A 16,508-nucleotide genomic window follows, 5' to 3' on the forward strand; every position below is an offset into this window, starting at 1 on the left:
CGATGCTGCCGGATCTCACGCAGTACATGTGGATCGCTTGGCTGATTCTCGCCCTCCTGTTCGTCATCCTCGAGCTCGTCACACTCGAGTTCACCTTCCTCATGCTCGCCGCGGGCGCTCTGATCGGCGGGCTGGGCGTGAACCTCCTCGGCGGGCCGTGGTGGCTGCAGATCGGCGTGGCTGCGGCGCTGTCGGCCCTGCTGCTGTTCACGATCCGGCCGCTGCTGCTCAAGGTGCTCCATCGCAACGACACCCCCGATGCACGGACGAACGTGGATGCCCTGTACGGCATGGGCGCCCGGGTCGTGGCCCCGTTCGTGCACGGGATCGGCTCGGTCCGCCTCGACAACGGCGAGACATGGACCGCGCAGATCTCCGACGAATCGCTCGATCTCGATGTCGGTGCCCGCGTCGCCGTCGTCTCGGTGCACGGTGCCACCGTCGAAGTCTCACCCCGCCTGACCACTCCACCAGAAGGGACCCCCACCGATGGTTGACGTCGGCGCCTTCATCGGCCAGATCTTCATCGTGATCCTCCTGATCGTCATCGCGATCTTCGTGATCGTGGTGATCTTCCGCTCGATCCGCATCATCCCGCAGGCCTACGCCGGCGTCGTCGAGCGCCTCGGCCGCTACCAGCGCACGCTGCAGCCCGGCCTCAACCTGCTGGTGCCCTTCATCGACCGCCTCCGGCCGCTCGTCGACATGCGCGAGCAGGTCGTGTCGTTCCCGCCGCAGCCCGTCATCACCGAAGACAACCTGGTCGTCTCGATCGACACCGTCGTCTACTTCCAGGTGACCGACGCCCGCGCCGCCACGTACGAGATCGCGAACTACCTGAGCGCCGTCGAGCAGCTGACCACCACCACCCTCCGCAACGTCGTCGGCGGCCTGAACCTCGAAGAGGCGCTCACCAGCCGCGACAACATCAACGGGCAGCTTCGCGTCGTCCTCGACGAGGCCACCGGCAAGTGGGGGCTGCGCGTGTCGCGTGTCGAGCTGAAGGCGATCGATCCGCCCCACTCGATCCAGGACTCGATGGAGAAGCAGATGCGCGCCGAGCGCGATCGTCGCGCCGCGATCCTCACCGCCGAGGGCTCGAAGCAGTCGCAGATCCTCGAGGCCGAGGGCCGCCGGCAGGCCGAGATCCTCAAGGCCGAGGGTGACAAGCAGGCCGCCGTGCTCCGCGCGCAGGGCGAGGCCGAGGCCATCGAGATGGTCTTCAACGCGATCCACAACGGCGACCCCGACGAGAAGCTCCTCGCCTACCAGTACCTGCAGACCCTCCCGAAGATCTCGGAGAGCCCGTCGAGCAAGCTGTGGATCATCCCGAGCGAGCTCACCGAGGCGCTCAAGGGCATCGGCGACGCGTTCGGGGGCCGTGCAGGAGCATCGGGTCCGCGACCGACGACGCCGCGCCCCACGTCGACGAGCAGCCCCACGGCTGCGGCAGCCGTCGCCGCCGCGCAGGAGGCCGCCAAGGCGGCCGACAGCATCGCGTCCGAGGCTATGGCGACGACGCCGAACGGCGGAGCAGCGACCCCGCCTGCCGAGTGATCGCGTCGCCGCACGCGCAGCACCCGTGGTTCGGCGCGACGCGCACGCCGCGGGTGCTCGCCCATCGCGGGCTCGTGACGACGGATGCCGCGGCCGCAGGCGTCGCCGAGAACTCGTTCGCCGCCGTGGCCGCCGCCCACGCGGTGGGGGCGGTCTACGTGGAGTCGGACTGCCACCTCACGGCCGACGGCGTCGTGGTGCTGTTCCACGATGACGACCTCTCCCGCGTGACGGGAGACCCGCGGCCGATCGCCGAGGTCACCTCGCGCGAACTCGACGCGCTCATGGCGCCGCTCGGCGGCCTCATCACGCTCGACCAGGCGCTCGCGGCGTTTCCGACGCTGCGTTTCAACCTCGACGTGAAGGCCGCCGCTGCCGCAGTCGGCGTCGGCCGCTCGGTCGCCCGAGCCGCGGATCGGGTGCTGGTCACGAGCTTCTCCGACGATCGGCGCCGCGCTGCTCTCGCCGCCGCGGCCGCCGCAGGCGGGCGGCTGGCGACATCTGCCGGCATGGGCACGATCGCCCGGCTCCTCGCAGCGGTCGCCCTCCGGTCGGATCGTCTGATCGCACGCACCCTCGCGGGCATCGACGCGCTGCAGGTTCCGGAGCGCCACGGCCGGCTGCGCGTGGTCACGCCTCGGATGATCGATGCCGCGCACCGCCACGGGGTCGAAGTGCATGTGTGGACCGTCAACGACCCGGTCGACATGCAGCGCCTCGTCGCGCTCGGCGTCGACGGGATCGTCACCGATCGCGCCGATGTCGCGGTGCGCGCGCTGGCGGTCTGACCAGCTCGCGCGCGTCGGGCGCGCGATCCTCACACGCCCGGCGGATCCGGTGGCTGAGCATCGACTGTGAATCGGGGCCGGCAGGGCTTTCGGAGGGCTCGTTCGGATGATCCGCACAGGTCGATTCGTTATACCTGTACAGCGACGAGAGGACCACAAAATGGCAGACCGCAGCCTGCGCGGCATCCGACTCGGCGCCCAGAGCCTACAGAGCGAAGAGGGCGTCGTTTTCCATGAGCGTGCACAGCACACCTACAACTGCACGTCCTGTGGACGTGACACCGTTCTGACCTTCGCGGCGGACGCCGAAGTCCCCGAGGCATGGGAGTGCCGCACCTGCGGCGCAGAGGCCCTGCTCCGCATCGGCGACGGCACTGCGACCGTCGATCACTCGGGCGACAAGACGCCCCGCAGCCATTGGGACATGCTGCTCGAGCGCCGCACCGTCCCCGAGCTCGAAGAGCTGCTCGAAGAGCGCCTCGCCTTCGTCCGCGCCCGCCGCGGCGCCGGAGACGTCGCGGTCGACAAGATCAGCGCCTGACGTAAACCGACGCGACGCCGGTCCTACGGGACCGGCGTTTTCGCGTCCCCGCGCGGGCTGCGCCGTCGGCCGACGACACCGCATACGACGAGTACGATCGCGCCGCCGGCGGTCAGGAGCACCTGGATCGCACCTCCGAGCAGAACTGCCGGAGTGAGCCCGGTGCGAAGCGGCACATCGGCCAGCATGTGGCCCGCGGTGTCGGCCGCGATGCCGGCGATCTCCGTGCCGTCGGGCGCGATGATCTGACTCGTGCCGACGGTGGAGATGTTCACCACCGAGCGCCCGGTCTCGACCGCGCGCATGCGCGCGAACGCGAGCTGCTGCAGATTCTCGTCGGTGCCGCGGAAGTCGGCGTTGTTCGTCTGGAACATGAAGATCTCGGCGCCCTCCAGCGCGCCGTCCCAGGCGACGTCGTCGTAGATCACGTCGAAGCAGATGGCCAGTCCCACGCCGACGCCGTTGACATCGAAGAACGGCGGCGCCGTGCCCGGCGTGTACTCGCGCTGGATGAGATCGATGAGGTCGGGCGCGAAGAAGCGGTACAGCGGGCGGTTCGGAACATACTCGCCGAACGGCACCGGGTGCCGCTTGTCGTACACGTCGACCGGGTTGTCCGAGCCCGCCTCCCAGAGCAGCGCCGAATTGAAGTACTCGTCGCCGCGCTGCGTGACCGCCGCGATGATGAGCGGGGCCTCGACCTCCTCCGACAGCGCATCGAGCACGCGCGCAGTGCCTGCAGACTGGGTCGGGTCGGAGTCGACTCCACCCTCGGGCCAGAGCAGCACGTCGAGGTCCTCGCCGAACAGCGGCGCCGACGCCGCGAGCTGGGCGTTGAGCACCTCGTTTCGGCTGCGCTGATCGAAGTACCCGGTCGGGCCGTTGCCCTGTGCCGCGCCGACCCGCATCGTGCCGGCATCGGTCGTCGGAAACTGCGGCAGCGCGAGCAGGAGCACAGCGATCAGGGCGGGCGCGACCACTGTGCGAACGTCGCGGAGACGGCGGAGGCGCACCCACTCGATCCCCGATGCGCACAGCATCACCATCAGGAACGAGAGTCCGGCGACCCCGACCCACGACGAGACGCTCGCCAGTGGACTGTCAGCCTGCGAGATGCCGACGCGCCCCCAGGGGAAGCCGCCGTAGGGCCATGTGCCGATGACCTGCTCCCGCAGCACCCACAGCGCGGCAACGAGCGCGGGAAGCGCCACGAGGCGCGCCCAGGCGCCGTCTCGCACGCGCGGCAGCCAGCGGTACGCGAGGGTGATCGGCACCGCACCCACTGCCATGAGCAGCGCCTCGAGCGTCGACAGCGCGAGCCACGGGACCGGGCCGAGGTATCGCGCGGTGAAGGAGACGTTCACCAGATAGAACGCGAGTCCGAACACGAGCCCGACCAGCACTGCGCTCCACGCGCGGCGGCCGATCAGCGGCACGAGGCCGAGCACGACGCCGACGAACGCCATGGGCCACCAGCCGAGCGCGGGGAACGCCGTCGTGAGTGCGAGCCCGCCGAGCGCGGCGGAGACGAGCGCCGCCCAGAGCGGGAGGATCGGACGCGTCACCACTAGACCGCCGAGTAGGCCACGATGCCGCGTCGCACCGACTCCAGAGCCGTGCGGGCGGTGCCGGCGAGGGGCGCGTCGGCGACGATCGAGAGCTGGTCCAGCAGGTCGATCGTCTGCTTCGCCCACCGCACGAAATCCCCTGCGGCCATGTCGGCCTCGGTCAGGACGCGATCGAGCATCCCCCCGCGCGCCCACGTGTGCATCGCCTGCGAGAGCCCCGCGGCGATCGGCTCCGACCCCGGCAGGTGGTGGTCGCGCTCGAGGTCGTCGAGGTCCTGCCACAGCTCCTGCGTGTGCGAGAGCGCCTCGCGGAATGCCCCGCGCGGGAGCCCCCGCTCCCCCGCGGACGCCTCGTCACGCCGCGGCTCGTACACGAGGCTGCACGCGAGCGCGGCGAGCGACGGCGCGTCGAGCGAGCGCCACAGGCCGAGGCGCAGCGACTCCGCCACGAGCAGGTCGCGCTCGCCGTAGATGCGCTTCATCGTGCGGCCGGATGCGGTGAGCGCCGTGCGCCCCTCCTCGTCGGCCACGTACCCGACGGCCTCGAGAACGTCGACGACACGATCGAAGATGCGCGCGACGGTGCCGGTGCGCGTCTCGATCTGACGGCGGATCTTGTCGATGCCCCGCTTCATGCGCCAGTGGCGCTCCGCCCATCGCGCATGCTGCTCGCGCTCGGGGCACTGGTGACAGGGGTGGCGCTGCATGCGACGACGGAGCCCGCCGATCTCGCGCTGCCGCTTCTCACGGGTGCCGCGCGAGGCGTTCGCATCCTTGCGGTTGAGCTTCTCGAGGTCGCTGAGGTCGCGACGGATCGCCGAGTACTCCGCGAAGTCGCCCCGGTCGCACGTCATCGCCTTCTCGTAGCCGGCGAGGGACTCCTCCTGCTCGCGCACCTGGCGGGCGAGCCCGACGACCGAGCGGTCTGCCTGGAACTGCGCGAACGACGATTCGAGGATCTCTCGGGCACGCGCACGCCCGAACTGGTCGATGAGGTTCACGGCCATGTTGTACGTCGGCCGGAAGCTGGAATTGAGCGGGTAGGTGCGCCGCGATGCGAGCGCGGCCACCGCCTGTGGATCCAGGCCCTCGGTCCACTGGATGACCGCGTGCCCCTCGACGTCGATTCCCCGGCGACCGGCGCGGCCCGTGAGCTGGGTGTACTCCCCTGACGTGATCGCGACGCGCGCCTCGCCGTTGAACTTCTCGAGCTTCTCGAGCACGACGGTGCGGGCGGGCATGTTGATGCCGAGCGCGAGCGTCTCGGTCGCGAACACGGCCTTGACCAGCTTGCGCTGGAAGAGCTCCTCGACGACCTCCTTGAACGCGGGCAGCATCCCCGCGTGGTGCGCGGCGATGCCGCGCTCGAGGTTCTCGCGCCACTCCCAGAAGCCGAGCACCGCCAGGTCTTCGTCGTGCAGCGTGCGGGTGCGCTCGTCGACGATCTCGCGGATCTCGCGACGCTCCTCCTGCGAGGTGAGCCGCAGGCCCGAACGTCGCACCTGCTGCACGGCGCCGTCGCACCCGGCGCGGCTGAAGATGAAGAAGATCGCGGGGAGCAGATTCGCCCTCCCGAGGAGGTCGACGACCTGGGGACGGTCGAGGCGTTCGATGCGCTGCACGTTCGCGGAGCGCACCGGGCGCTTCATGCCGCGGTTCGGCCGACGACGCGGCGCCTCGTGGCCGGCGTGGCGGGCGCTGTTCGAGGACTGCACCTGCCGGTTGTTGTCGAAGTTCGCCCCCTTGAACGACCGGATGCGCATGAGCTCCTGGTTCACCTGGGCCGTGGCGATGCCGGCGCGGTCGTCGAACAGCGGCAGCAGATCGCCGCGCACGAGGACGTGCTGCTCGAGGGGCACGGGCCGCACCTCGGAGACGATCACCTCGGTGTCGCCGCGCACCGTGTCGAGCCAGTCGCCGAACTCCTCGGCGTTGGAGACGGTCGCCGACAGCGACACGAGCTTCACGCTCGGCGGCAGGTGGATGATGACCTCCTCCCACACCGCGCCGCGGAAGCGGTCGGCGAGGAAGTGCACCTCGTCCATGACGACGTAGCGCAGGCCACGCAGCGCCGGTGAGTCCGCGTACAGCATGTTGCGCAGCACCTCGGTGGTCATCACGACGACGCGCGCGTTGCCGTTGATGTTGGTGTCGCCGGTGAGGAGGCCGACCTCGTCGGCGCCGTACACCTCCTGCAACTCGCGGAACTTCTGGTTCGACAGCGCCTTCATCGGCGTCGTGTAGAAGGCCTTGTCGCCGCGACCGCCGACCGCGGGCTCGCGCATCGCCAGGTGGACCGCGAACTCGCCGACGATCGTCTTGCCGGCGCCCGTCGGCGCCGCGACCAGCACACTGCGGCCCTCTTCGAGCGCGCGGCATCCTTCGATCTGGAACGGATCGAGCGTGAACCGCTGCGCCTCGGCGAACGCGGCGGTGATGGGATGCTCGCGGTCCGCCCGGGCGCCCTCGCGAGCATGCGCGTACCGCTCGGCGTAGCCGCCGTCGCTCACGCGGACCCCTCGGACCCCAGGATCGCCGCCGCGCGCTTGGCGCGGTTGCGATCGAAGACCATCGACAGCCCGGCGGCGGCGAAGAACAGCACGATGAGGATGCCGGCGAGCATGAGCATGCTCACCACGTCGGCCGCGGGGGTCGCCAGCGCCGCGAACAGCGTCGCGACGAGGATCGCCACGCGCCAGCCCTTGAGGATGCCGCGGCCGGTGATGATGCCGGCGAGGTTCAACGCGACGAGGAAGACCGGGAGGATGAACGAGACGCCCACGACGACGAGCAGCTTGAAGACGAAGTCGTAATAGAAGAGTGCGTCGTAGAACTGCGCACTGCCCTCAGGCGCGAACGTCGCCATCAGCTCGACGACGTGCGGCATGATCAGCAGTCCGACGTAGCAGCCGGCGAAGAACAGCGGGATCGCCGCCGCCATGAAGCCGATCGTGTAGCGCACCTCTTTGCGGGTGAGCCCGGGCATGATGAACGCCCAGATCTGCCAGATCCAGATCGGCGCCGAGATCAGGATGCCGATCGCGAACGAGATGCGCAGGCGCATGTCGAACGGACCGGTGATCGTCGCGTACATGAACTCGACCTTGCCCTCTTCGCCCCGCGTCTCAGCGACGATGCGGATCGGCTCGGTGATCAGGTGCATGATCGGATCGGTCAGGAAGAACGCCGCGACCATGCCGACGACGAGCGCCAGAGCCGCGATCATCAGGCGCTTGCGCAGTTCGACCAGATGCTGGCCGAGCGACATGCGCGTATCGCGCCGCGGTGCGTCCGGGCCCTCGACGCGCGGCGTTTCAGCCGATGTCACTGCGGGTCAGGATTTGGAGCCGGCGGTGCCGCCGGTGTCGGAGCGCACGTCTGCGACGGGAGCCTCGACGGATGCCGCGGTGTCGGGCGCCGCGGCATCCGACTTCACGTCGTCGTCCTTCATCGCCTTCATCTCGCCCTTGAAGACCCGGGCCGACTGGCCCATGCTCTTCGCCAGGGCGGGCAGCTTCGCCGCACCGAAGAGGAGCAGGATGACGGCGAGGATGATCAGCAGGTGCCATCCGGAGAGATTGCCGAGCATGGTGGGGGTCCTTTCGGGGAGTCCGTTGCCAGTGTAACCCGCGGGGGCGGGCGAACAGGCGCCGCAGAACCGACGATGCGCTATCGATACAGCGCGAGTCCGGCCTCGGCCCAGTCGGCCGCCGCCTGCCGTGCGCCGGCGGGTTCGAGGATCTCGACAGCTCCCCCTCGGCGCGCGGCGAGGCGGCGCAGGCTCGCCTCGTCGGCGACGCGCATGGTCGCGGTGGTGACGCCGTCGACCGTGTCGAGGGCTGCGCGGTCGAGGTAGTCGCCGAGCAGCGGCGCCACCGACTCCGGGAACCGGATGCGGGTGACGATCTCACCGGCATCGGACTGGAACCACTGCGGCGCCGGATCCTGCCCGTGGGTGGCGGGGATGTCGGTGAGCACGAGGTCGCTCACGCGGTCGAGGTGGAACGTGCGCATGGCCTGCCGCAGGTGGCACCAGCCCTGCAGGTACCACTGGTCGCTCGCGATGAGCACCTTGACCGGGTCGACGGTGCGGGTCGTCGCGGCGGCATCGGGAGCCTTGTAGGTGAAGGAGACGGCCACCGCGTCACGCAGCGCCTCGGCGACCGCCCCGCGCACCTCGTCGACCGGCTCGGGCGCGACGATCACGTCGGCGGGCACGCCCGACGCGCCGCGGGCGAGCTTGGCGAGCAGCCCGGTGAACAGGTCGGTGCCGCCGACGCCCGGGATGGCTCGTGCGACCTGGAGTCCGGCGAGCAGGGCCGCGGCCTCGCGCGCCGTGAGCCGCGGCGCGCGCTCGAGCCCGACCGTGTTCGTGATCGCGATGAGGTCCTGCCCGTCGAGCAGCTCCCAGTCGATGTCGAACAGGTCGTTCGACATCTGCCAGTACCCGCCGTCTCCGGGCAGCCCGATGACCGTGAGCTTCTCGACCATCGACCGCATCTGCGCCGGAGTGACATCGAAGTCGGCGGCCGCCTCGGCGAGCGAGACCTCGCCCTTGCCGATCAGGTACGGCACGAGCTGCAGCAGGAGCGCCGCGCGGTCGGTGGCGACGAGTGGACGCTCGGTCATGAGACACCTCCGTGTGCATCGCGGGCGGCGGTCAGTCGGGCGATGACGGCATCGCGCAGCGCGTCGGGCTCGACGACCCGCACCTCGGGCCCGTACGAGGCGAGCTCGTCGGCGAGCACGTTCACATCGACGAAAGGCAGACGGATACCGGGGTCCTCGGGCGTTGCGCGTCGTGACAGTCGCAGTGCAGCCTCCGTGCCCGGCTGCACCATGAGGAGCGCGCTCTGCCGCCCGGCCAGCTCGTCGAGCCCGGCCACCGCCCGATCCCCCGCGCCGTCGCGCAGTGCCGGATCGAACGCGGTGCGCGTCTCTGCGACCGGGCCGACCACGCGGCTGAGGAGGAACGTGCGCTCGGCGCCCGCGCCGAGGTCGATGCCGAAGACATGCCAGCGCGCCTCGTACTCGACGAGGGCGAGCGGCTGGATGCGGCGGATGCGCGCATCCTTCTCGCCGGGCTTGAGATAGGCGAACTCCACGACGCGGCACCGCTCGATCGCCTGACGCAGCGGAGCGAAGGCTGCGTCGCGCACGCTGATGCGCGGCGAATATCCGATGATCGGCTCGTCGACGGCGATGCCGAGGGCCCGGATCTTGCGGAGGCCGGCACGCGCGTCGTCCGACATCGACCGCTCGCCCCAGACTCCGCCCGCGAGGTTCAGCAGTGCGAGCTCGGCGGGGGTGAACACGATGTCCTCCGGCAGGGAGTACTCGCCCTGGGGCACGCGATAGCGCGCCTCGCGCAGATCGTCGGGGTCGGCGTGGTCGCCGATCGTCTCGATCGGCACGCCGAGGCCGCGCAGGCTCTCCTTGTCGCGCTCGAACATCTTCTCGAGCGCGTCCTTCTTGGCCCCGCCCTCGAGCTGCTCGCGGTAGCCCGCGACCGACGACAGGATCGTGTCCTTCGTCAGGCCCTGCTCGGTGGCCATGAGGGCCACGACGAGATTGACGAGCCGCTCCTCGGGAGGGTTCTTCGCGATCGCTTTGGCAGGCACTCCCTCATCCTAGGGTCGTGCCGACGCCGCGGCCCGGCGCCAGGGCGGTCGCGGCGGCCCGGCGCCTCACTCGGTCGCGTCGATGCCCAGGATGTCGATGACGTAGATCGACGCCGACGACGCCTCGTCGGCCGCGGGGACCACGACCATGAGCTGCGAGCCGACGGTGTGCCCGGTGAGCTCGGCACTGACCGGGTCCTCGGTGCCGCCGGCCGCGATCGATGCCGGAGTGGTGTCCCACGTCGTGCCCGTCACCTCGTCGTCGTCCCACGAGACCGCGGTGTAGTGCACGCGCACGGCGTCGCCGTCGGCGACCTCTGCGCCGTCGCCGCGCTTGAGGGTCTGCACGACCACGTCGTCGGGCGCCTCGCCGTCGGGGACGACGACGCCCGGGCGCCCGTCGGGTGCGCGGACGACGATGGGCAGGCCGTTGCCGGTGTTGAAGACATTCGAGCCGTCGGCGTGGTCGAGGTACACCTTGCGCACGTCGACCACCGCGATCGCGGACTCCCCCTCGGTGAGGCCGAGTCCCGAAGCCACCTCGGGGTCGATGTCATCAGGGGCCATGGCGACGACGACCTGGGAACCGGCCGACGCGCAGCGCAGCGCCTCGGGGAACACCGGGAAGGTCTGCGACCACACCGACATTGCGTTGACATTGGTCAGGCTGCCGTCGTACGGCGTCGCGACGAGCCCTTCTCCCGTGTCGCCGCTGACGACCGACACGTCGATCACGACGAGCTGCGACTCGCTGCCGTCGATCTGCGTGCCCTCGCCCTGGGCGAGCTCGCCCCACTGCGACGATTCGACGTGGAACGGGGTGTACACGTCGACCTGTGGCAGCGACTGCGCGCCTCCTGACACCTCGATGAGGTCGAGGGCGTCGGCGGTGCCCGTCGGCTGCGGGCACGCCTCGGCGGAGCCGGGCAGCGAGCAGCCGGTCAGGCCGACGGCCGAGAGGGACAGGACCGCGAGGGCGACGGGGAGTTTGCGCACCGGAACAGTTTAGGCGGCATCCCGACCCGTCGAACGACGCCTACGACGCCGACTCGTCCTCGCCCGCCGCCTGCCGCGCGCCGTCCGCCGCCCGCTGAGCCTCGCGCACGCGCTTGCGCAGGTTCTTGTCGGTGATCTGACGGTCGCCGACCGCCCCGGGGGTCCACAGTTCGACGTCCTCGTCGCCGTAGCTCGACTTCGAGGCACGACGCTTGACCTCGGGCGGCACGGCGCCGGGCGCCAGGCGGCGCGCCCAGAGGAGGAATCCGGTGTGCGCGACCATGCGGTGGTCGGGACGGACCGCGAGGCCCTCGACGTGCCAGCCGCGCACCATGGTCTCGTTCGCGTCGGGCTCGGTGAACAGGCCGGTGCCGCGGATGTACTCGGCCGTGCGGCTGAGCTGGGTCGCGGTCGCGACGTAGCAGACGACGACGCCGCCGGGCGTGAGCGCGTCGGCCACGACATCGATGCACTCCCACGGCGCCAGCATGTCGAGCACGACACGGTCGACCGAGCCCGGCTCGACCGCGGTCGGCAGCGACTCGACGAGATCGCCGACGACGACGTCCCAGTTCTCCGGGTCGCCGGCCATGAACGTCTCGACGTTCGCACGCGCGACCGCGGCGAAATCCTCGCGGCGCTCGAACGACACCAGACGGCCCTCGGCGCCGACGGCGCGCAGCAGCCACAGCGACAGCGCTCCCGATCCGACGCCCGCCTCGACGACGGTCGCTCCGGGGAAGACGTCGGCCTGGGCGAGGATCTGCGCCGCATCCTTCGGGTACACGATCGCCGCGCCGCGGGGCATCGACATCACGAAGTCACGCAGGAGCGGACGCAGCGCCAGGTACTCGTGCCCGCCGCTGTTCGCGACGACCGAGCCGTCGGGCTGGCCGATCAGCTGGGTGTGCTTGAGCACGCCGTGGTGGGTGTGCAGCTCACCGTCCTCACGCAGGGTCACGGTGTGCAGGCGTGCTTTGGGGCCGGTCAGCTGCACGCGGTCGCCGACCCGGAAGGGGCCGCTCGGACGGGTCGTCATCAGGACGTCTCCTCGGTGGTGGCGACGGCGGGATGAGCCGTCCGGTGAGCGGAGTGGAAGGATGCCACGTCTGCGGCGGTGCGCCCTTCGAGGGTGTCCCACACCGCGTGGGCGCCGGCACCGGCGATCGACACCATCAGTGGGATGCCGATGGTGGCGGCGCCCGAGGCGACGGCGGAGCGCACCCCGGTGGCGGAGTCCTCGATGGCGACGACCTCGGCCGGGTCGACCCCGAGGGTCGCGCACGCCTGCAGGTACGGGTCGGGGAAGGGCTTGGGGCGGGTGACGTCGTCGCCCGCGACGACGATGTCGAACGCGTCGAAGTCGATCAGCTCGACGACCCGCATCGCCATGCGGCGCAGCGACATCGTCACCAGCGCGGTCTTGATCCCGGCGGCCTTCAGGTCGCGCAGCATCGCCTGTGCGCCCGGACGGAAGGGCACGCCCTCGGTCGTCAGCTGACGCATCACGTCGTCGGTCAGGTGCTGCACGATGTCGTGGGCGCTCATGCGCACGCCGACGCCCTGGAAGATGCGGGCGGAGTCCTCGAGCCCCGCGCCGACCAGCTGCAGGGCCTGTTCGTGGCTCCACGTGCCGCCGAAGCTCTCGACCAGGCGCGTCTCGGCGGCCATCCAATAGCTCTCGGTGTCGACGAGGGTTCCGTCCATGTCCCACAGGACGGCCGAGAGGCGGGGCTGATTCACCGTGCAATCCTACGGCGCCCCTCCCTCCCGCACTGCCCCGCGCCCTCTGGGCCTCGCTCTTCCCGTTCATCTCCGTGGAATCGACCTCGGGCGCGGTCTCGGGCTCGATTCGACGGAGACGAAGCAGCAGGAGTGGGCAGCGGGCACAAGGGGCGCGACCCGGGCGCGCCGCGCGTGCCGGTGCCCTGATGCGATGACGGGCATATCCTGGAACGACCCCCACCGGGGCTGAGGAGGTCGTGTGGACGGACTGGGTCGCAAGGTGCTCGTGGCGGCATTCGACGGATGGAACGACGCGGGCGAAGCCGCATCGTCGGCGGTGACGAAGCTGCGCGATGAAGGCTCCTACGAGCCGGTGTTCTCCGTGGATCCCGAGCTGTACTTCGACTACCAGTACACCCGGCCCCAGATGACCGCCGACGCCGACGGACGACGGAGCCTGCGCTGGCCGGAGGCGACGCTGCTGCGTCCCACGCGCCGCAGCCGCGGCACGCAGCTGTGGCTGCTCACCGGAGTCGAGCCGGCCCGCGCCTGGCAGGCCTTCGCGACCGAGTTCGTGGACGTCGCGCTGCGAGAAGACATCACCGGGTTCATCGCGATCGGATCGATGATGTCGGATGTGCCGCACACGCGGCCGATCTCGGTCTTCGCGGGCAGTGACAACGAGCAGCTGCGCGGCGCGCTGGAACTCGAGCGCAGCACGTACGAGGGCCCCGTCGGGATCCTCAGCGTGCTGGGCGCCGCAGCCGACGCTGCCGGGATCCCGGCGGCGAGCCTGTGGGCGAGCGTGCCCCACTACGTCGCCGGGCACACGCCGTCGCCGAAGGCGACCCTGGCGCTCCTCGACCGACTCGAAGATCTCACCGGCGCGGCGGTGCCGCGCGGCGACCTCGCCACCGAGGCCGCAGCCTGGGAGGCCTCCATCGACGCCGCCGCAGCCGACGACGAGGAGATGACGGAGTACATCCACCAGCTCGAGACGACCCGCGACACGTGGGACTCCCCCGAGGCCTCGGGCGACGCGATCGCGCAGGAGTTCGAGCGGTACCTGCGCCGCGGAGGAGATGGCCCGACCAAGCCCGGCCGCGACGACCCCCCTCGTCGCTGACGACGCCCACTGGCGCCCCGTCAGCGGGCTGCAAGCCGCGGCGACCGGATGGCAGCGTCGACGACCCAGCGTCGGCGACCCGACCGCCGCCGGAGATCCGCAGCGGGAGACCCGACGCCGGAGGCCCGCGTCAGTACGCGGAGACGGCGCCCGTCGCGAGCAGCACCAGCAGGATCGAGCCCACAGCGACGCGGTAGACCACGAACGGCAGGAAGCTGTGCTTGGAGATCCAGCTCATGAAGAACGCGATCACCCCGAGCGCCACCACGAACGCCACGCCGGTGGCGACGGCGGTCTCGCCGAGCGTGAAGACGCCCGGCTCATCCCAGCTCTTGAACAGCTGGTAGAAGCCGCTGCCGAACACGGCGGGGATCGCGAGCAGGAACGCGTACCGGGCGGCGGCCGCGCGCTCGTAGCCGAGGAAGAGCCCGGCGGTGATGGTGCCGCCTGAGCGGGACACCCCCGGGATGAGGGCGAGCGCCTGCGCGAAGCCGTAGATCACGCCGTGTCCGACGGTGATGTCCTGCAGCTTGCGGCGCTTCGCGCCGACGGCATCCGCGATCCCCAGCAGCACGCCGAAGAAGATCAGCATCGCCGCAACGAGCCACAGCGACCGGAACGTGGTCTCGATCTGGTCCTGGAACAGCAGTCCGAGCACCACGATCGGGATCGAGCCGATGATGATCAGCCACCCCATCTTGGCGTCGGGGTCGTTGCGCGGGACCCGACCGACAAGCGACTTGCCCCAGCTGCCGACGATGCGCACGATGTCGCGCCAGAAGAACAGCACGACTGCCGCCTCGGTGCCCAGCTGCGTGATCGCGGTGAAAGCGGCTCCGGGGTCCTGCGCGGACGGCAGGAACTCGCCGAGGATGCGCAGGTGAGCACTGGAGGACACCGGCAGGAACTCGGTGAGTCCCTGCACGAAGCCGAGGATGATCGCCTCGAGGAGCATGGGCGCCTTTCGTGGGGCGTCGGGGATGCCTCGCGCGAGGCGCCCGGGTCGTCAGTAGCTTCGGATCAGATCGGCCAGCACCCGCTGGCCGAAGACGAGAGCCTCGATGGGGACGCGCTCGTCGACGCCGTGGAACATGCCGGTGAAGTCCATGTCCGCGGGAAGGCGCAGCGGCGCGAATCCGTAGCCGATGATACCCAGACCGGCGAGGGCCTTGTTGTCGGTGCCGCCGCCGAGCAGATACGGGATGACCGGAGCACCCGGGTCGTGACGGCCGAGCGCCGCGGTCATCGACTCCACGAGGCTCCCCGCGAACGGCACCTCGAGCCCGATGTCTCGCAGCACCATCTCGATCTCGACGTCGTCGCCGACGATGCGACGGATGTCGGCGAGCGCGGCTTCCTCGGTACCCGGGAGCACGCGCACGTCGATGAGCGCCTCGGCGCGATCGGGGATGACGTTGTGCTTGTACCCGGCGGTGAGCCCGGTGGGATTGGTCGTCGTGCGCAGCGACGAGCGGAGGAACCCGGCTGCGGGGCCCGAAGCCAGCGCCACGGCATCGGGGTCGGCCGGGTCGAGCCCGGTGAGCTCGGCCAGGCGCTCCGTCATCTCGCGCGTGGTCGCGGTGAGCGAGACGGGCCACTCGGCGCGGCCGAGGGCCAGCACCGCCTCGGCGAGCTTCGTGACCGCGTTGTCGCGGTGCAGCGACGACCCGTGCGCCGCGCGTCCGCGGGCGACGAGGCGGATCCACAGCAGCGCCTTCTCGCCGACCTGGAGCAGGTACGCCCGGCGATCGCCGATCGTGACCGAGTACCCGCCCACCTCGCTGATCGCCTCGGTGGCGCCGGCGAACCACTCCGGGCGATCCTTCACGACGAGCGCGGAGCCCTCGACACCGCCGTTCTCCTCGTCGGCGAAGAACGCCAGCACGAGATCACGCTCGGGCTGCTCCCCCGCACGCAGCAGGTCGGCGACCGACGTGAGGATCATGGCGTTCATGTTCTTCATGTCGACCGCACCGCGACCCCACAGCATCCCGTCGCGGACGACGCCGCCGAACGGGTCGACCGACCAGTCGTCGGCGATCGCCGGAACGACGTCGAGGTGCCCGTGGAGCACGAGGGCCGGCTTGTCGCGGTCGCGCCCGGGAACCCGTGCCATGACGTTCGTCCGCCGCGGGATCGGCTCGTAGTACTCCGGCGCGAGGCCGAGCGACTCGAGGTATGCCCCGACGTACTCGGCCGCCTCGCGCTCGCCGCGCGCGTCGCCGCCGCCGAAGTTCGTCGTGTCGAATCGGATCAGGTCGCGCGCGACGGCGGCGACTTCGGGCAGGTCGACCTCGGGTTCGGGCATGCCGACCAACCTACCGGCGACGCCATGCCGGCGCCGATTCGCGGTCGGCCGGTTCACCTGGTAATGTCGTTCCTCGGTTGCGAAACCGAAAACCACCAAGCGCGGGTGGCGGAATAGGTAGACGCGCTAGCTTGAGGTGCTAGTGCCCGTATAGGGCGTGGGGGTTCAAGTCCCCCCTCGCGCACACTGTGATGTCTCAGGACATCGTGAACGGACGAACCCCCGGGAGACCGGGGGTTCGTCCGTTTTCGCGTTGATGGATCCGGGTGCCGACACGG

Annotated in this window: 16 protein-coding genes and 1 tRNA gene; 6 read left to right on the top strand and 11 right to left on the bottom strand. The window is 70.5% G+C overall.

What is annotated here, in order from left to right; genetic code table 11:
* Positions 1 to 2: 2 nt before the first annotated feature.
* The 4 genes from JOD63_RS07200 to JOD63_RS07215 all read left to right on the top strand — a co-directional run bounded on the left by JOD63_RS07200 (position 3) and on the right by JOD63_RS07215 (position 2,886).
* Positions 3 to 497, top strand: coding sequence for an NfeD family protein (locus tag JOD63_RS07200; protein ID WP_045276926.1), 495 nt, complete (start codon positions 3 to 5; stop codon positions 495 to 497).
* Positions 490 to 1,557, top strand: a complete 1,068-nt coding sequence (locus JOD63_RS07205) for an SPFH domain-containing protein (protein WP_045276927.1) — start codon at positions 490 to 492, stop codon at positions 1,555 to 1,557. Before JOD63_RS07200 ends, JOD63_RS07205 begins: the two co-directional genes overlap by 8 nt.
* A complete protein-coding gene (locus JOD63_RS07210; RefSeq protein WP_045276928.1) occupies positions 1,554 to 2,345 on the top strand; it encodes a glycerophosphodiester phosphodiesterase family protein in 792 nt (263 codons plus the stop codon). Before JOD63_RS07205 ends, JOD63_RS07210 begins: the two co-directional genes overlap by 4 nt.
* Before the next feature lie 160 nt (positions 2,346 to 2,505).
* Positions 2,506 to 2,886, top strand: a complete 381-nt coding sequence (locus JOD63_RS07215; protein ID WP_045276929.1) for an RNA polymerase-binding protein RbpA — start codon at positions 2,506 to 2,508, stop codon at positions 2,884 to 2,886.
* Between the two features lie 23 nt (positions 2,887 to 2,909).
* Here JOD63_RS07215 and lnt read toward each other — a convergent pair whose 3' ends face one another.
* From lnt to JOD63_RS07260, 9 genes are all read right to left on the bottom strand, one after another.
* Positions 2,910 to 4,454 carry an apolipoprotein N-acyltransferase gene (gene lnt / locus JOD63_RS07220; protein ID WP_045276930.1) on the bottom strand — a complete coding sequence of 515 codons (1,545 nt, stop codon included), beginning with the start codon at positions 4,452 to 4,454 and terminating at the stop codon, positions 2,910 to 2,912.
* The gene (locus JOD63_RS07225) at positions 4,454 to 6,964 is read right to left on the bottom strand and encodes a DEAD/DEAH box helicase (protein ID WP_045276931.1); all 2,511 of its coding nucleotides are present in this window, start codon (positions 6,962 to 6,964) and stop codon (positions 4,454 to 4,456) included. The genes lnt and JOD63_RS07225 overlap by 1 nt, the downstream gene beginning before the upstream one ends.
* Complete coding sequence (gene tatC, locus JOD63_RS07230; RefSeq protein WP_045276932.1) at positions 6,961 to 7,722, bottom strand: twin-arginine translocase subunit TatC; 762 nt, start codon at positions 7,720 to 7,722, stop codon at positions 6,961 to 6,963. Before tatC ends, JOD63_RS07225 begins: the two co-directional genes overlap by 4 nt.
* Before the next feature lie 66 nt (positions 7,723 to 7,788).
* Entirely contained in the window at positions 7,789 to 8,043 is a 255-nt protein-coding gene (gene tatA / locus JOD63_RS17745) for a Sec-independent protein translocase subunit TatA (RefSeq protein WP_045276933.1), read from the bottom strand.
* An 80-nt stretch (positions 8,044 to 8,123) separates the two neighbouring features.
* A complete protein-coding gene (locus JOD63_RS07240; RefSeq protein WP_045276934.1) occupies positions 8,124 to 9,083 on the bottom strand; it encodes a helix-turn-helix transcriptional regulator in 960 nt (319 codons plus the stop codon).
* Positions 9,080 to 10,075, bottom strand: coding sequence for a helix-turn-helix transcriptional regulator (locus tag JOD63_RS07245; protein WP_045276935.1), 996 nt, complete (start codon positions 10,073 to 10,075; stop codon positions 9,080 to 9,082). Before JOD63_RS07245 ends, JOD63_RS07240 begins: the two co-directional genes overlap by 4 nt.
* Before the next feature lie 66 nt (positions 10,076 to 10,141).
* Positions 10,142 to 11,071, bottom strand: a complete 930-nt coding sequence (locus JOD63_RS07250) for an FKBP-type peptidyl-prolyl cis-trans isomerase (RefSeq protein ID WP_045276936.1) — start codon at positions 11,069 to 11,071, stop codon at positions 10,142 to 10,144.
* Between the two features lie 40 nt (positions 11,072 to 11,111).
* Positions 11,112 to 12,110 carry a tRNA (adenine-N1)-methyltransferase gene (locus JOD63_RS07255; protein WP_045276937.1) on the bottom strand — a complete coding sequence of 333 codons (999 nt, stop codon included), beginning with the start codon at positions 12,108 to 12,110 and terminating at the stop codon, positions 11,112 to 11,114.
* Entirely contained in the window at positions 12,110 to 12,814 is a 705-nt protein-coding gene (locus JOD63_RS07260) for an HAD family hydrolase (RefSeq protein ID WP_342667301.1), read from the bottom strand. Before JOD63_RS07260 ends, JOD63_RS07255 begins: the two co-directional genes overlap by 1 nt.
* Before the next feature lie 241 nt (positions 12,815 to 13,055).
* On the opposite strand from JOD63_RS07260, the gene JOD63_RS07265 reads away from it, so the two are divergent.
* Positions 13,056 to 13,922, top strand: coding sequence for a PAC2 family protein (locus JOD63_RS07265; protein WP_045276938.1), 867 nt, complete (start codon positions 13,056 to 13,058; stop codon positions 13,920 to 13,922).
* A gap of 130 nt (positions 13,923 to 14,052) precedes the next feature.
* Here the strand turns inward: JOD63_RS07265 and JOD63_RS07270 are convergent, their stop codons facing one another.
* Both JOD63_RS07270 and JOD63_RS07275 read right to left on the bottom strand, forming a co-directional pair.
* Positions 14,053 to 14,877, bottom strand: coding sequence for an undecaprenyl-diphosphate phosphatase (locus JOD63_RS07270; protein WP_045276939.1), 825 nt, complete (start codon positions 14,875 to 14,877; stop codon positions 14,053 to 14,055).
* A 51-nt stretch (positions 14,878 to 14,928) separates the two neighbouring features.
* Positions 14,929 to 16,230 carry a M20/M25/M40 family metallo-hydrolase gene (locus JOD63_RS07275; protein ID WP_045276940.1) on the bottom strand — a complete coding sequence of 434 codons (1,302 nt, stop codon included), beginning with the start codon at positions 16,228 to 16,230 and terminating at the stop codon, positions 14,929 to 14,931.
* Between the two features lie 99 nt (positions 16,231 to 16,329).
* Here JOD63_RS07275 and JOD63_RS07280 point away from each other — a divergent pair.
* Positions 16,330 to 16,414: transfer RNA gene (locus JOD63_RS07280), tRNA-Leu, on the top strand.
* The last annotated feature ends 94 nt before the right edge of the window (positions 16,415 to 16,508 follow it).

It is taken from the genome of Microbacterium terrae, from assembly GCF_017831975.1.
Lineage (GTDB): Bacteria > Actinomycetota > Actinomycetes > Actinomycetales > Microbacteriaceae > Microbacterium > Microbacterium terrae.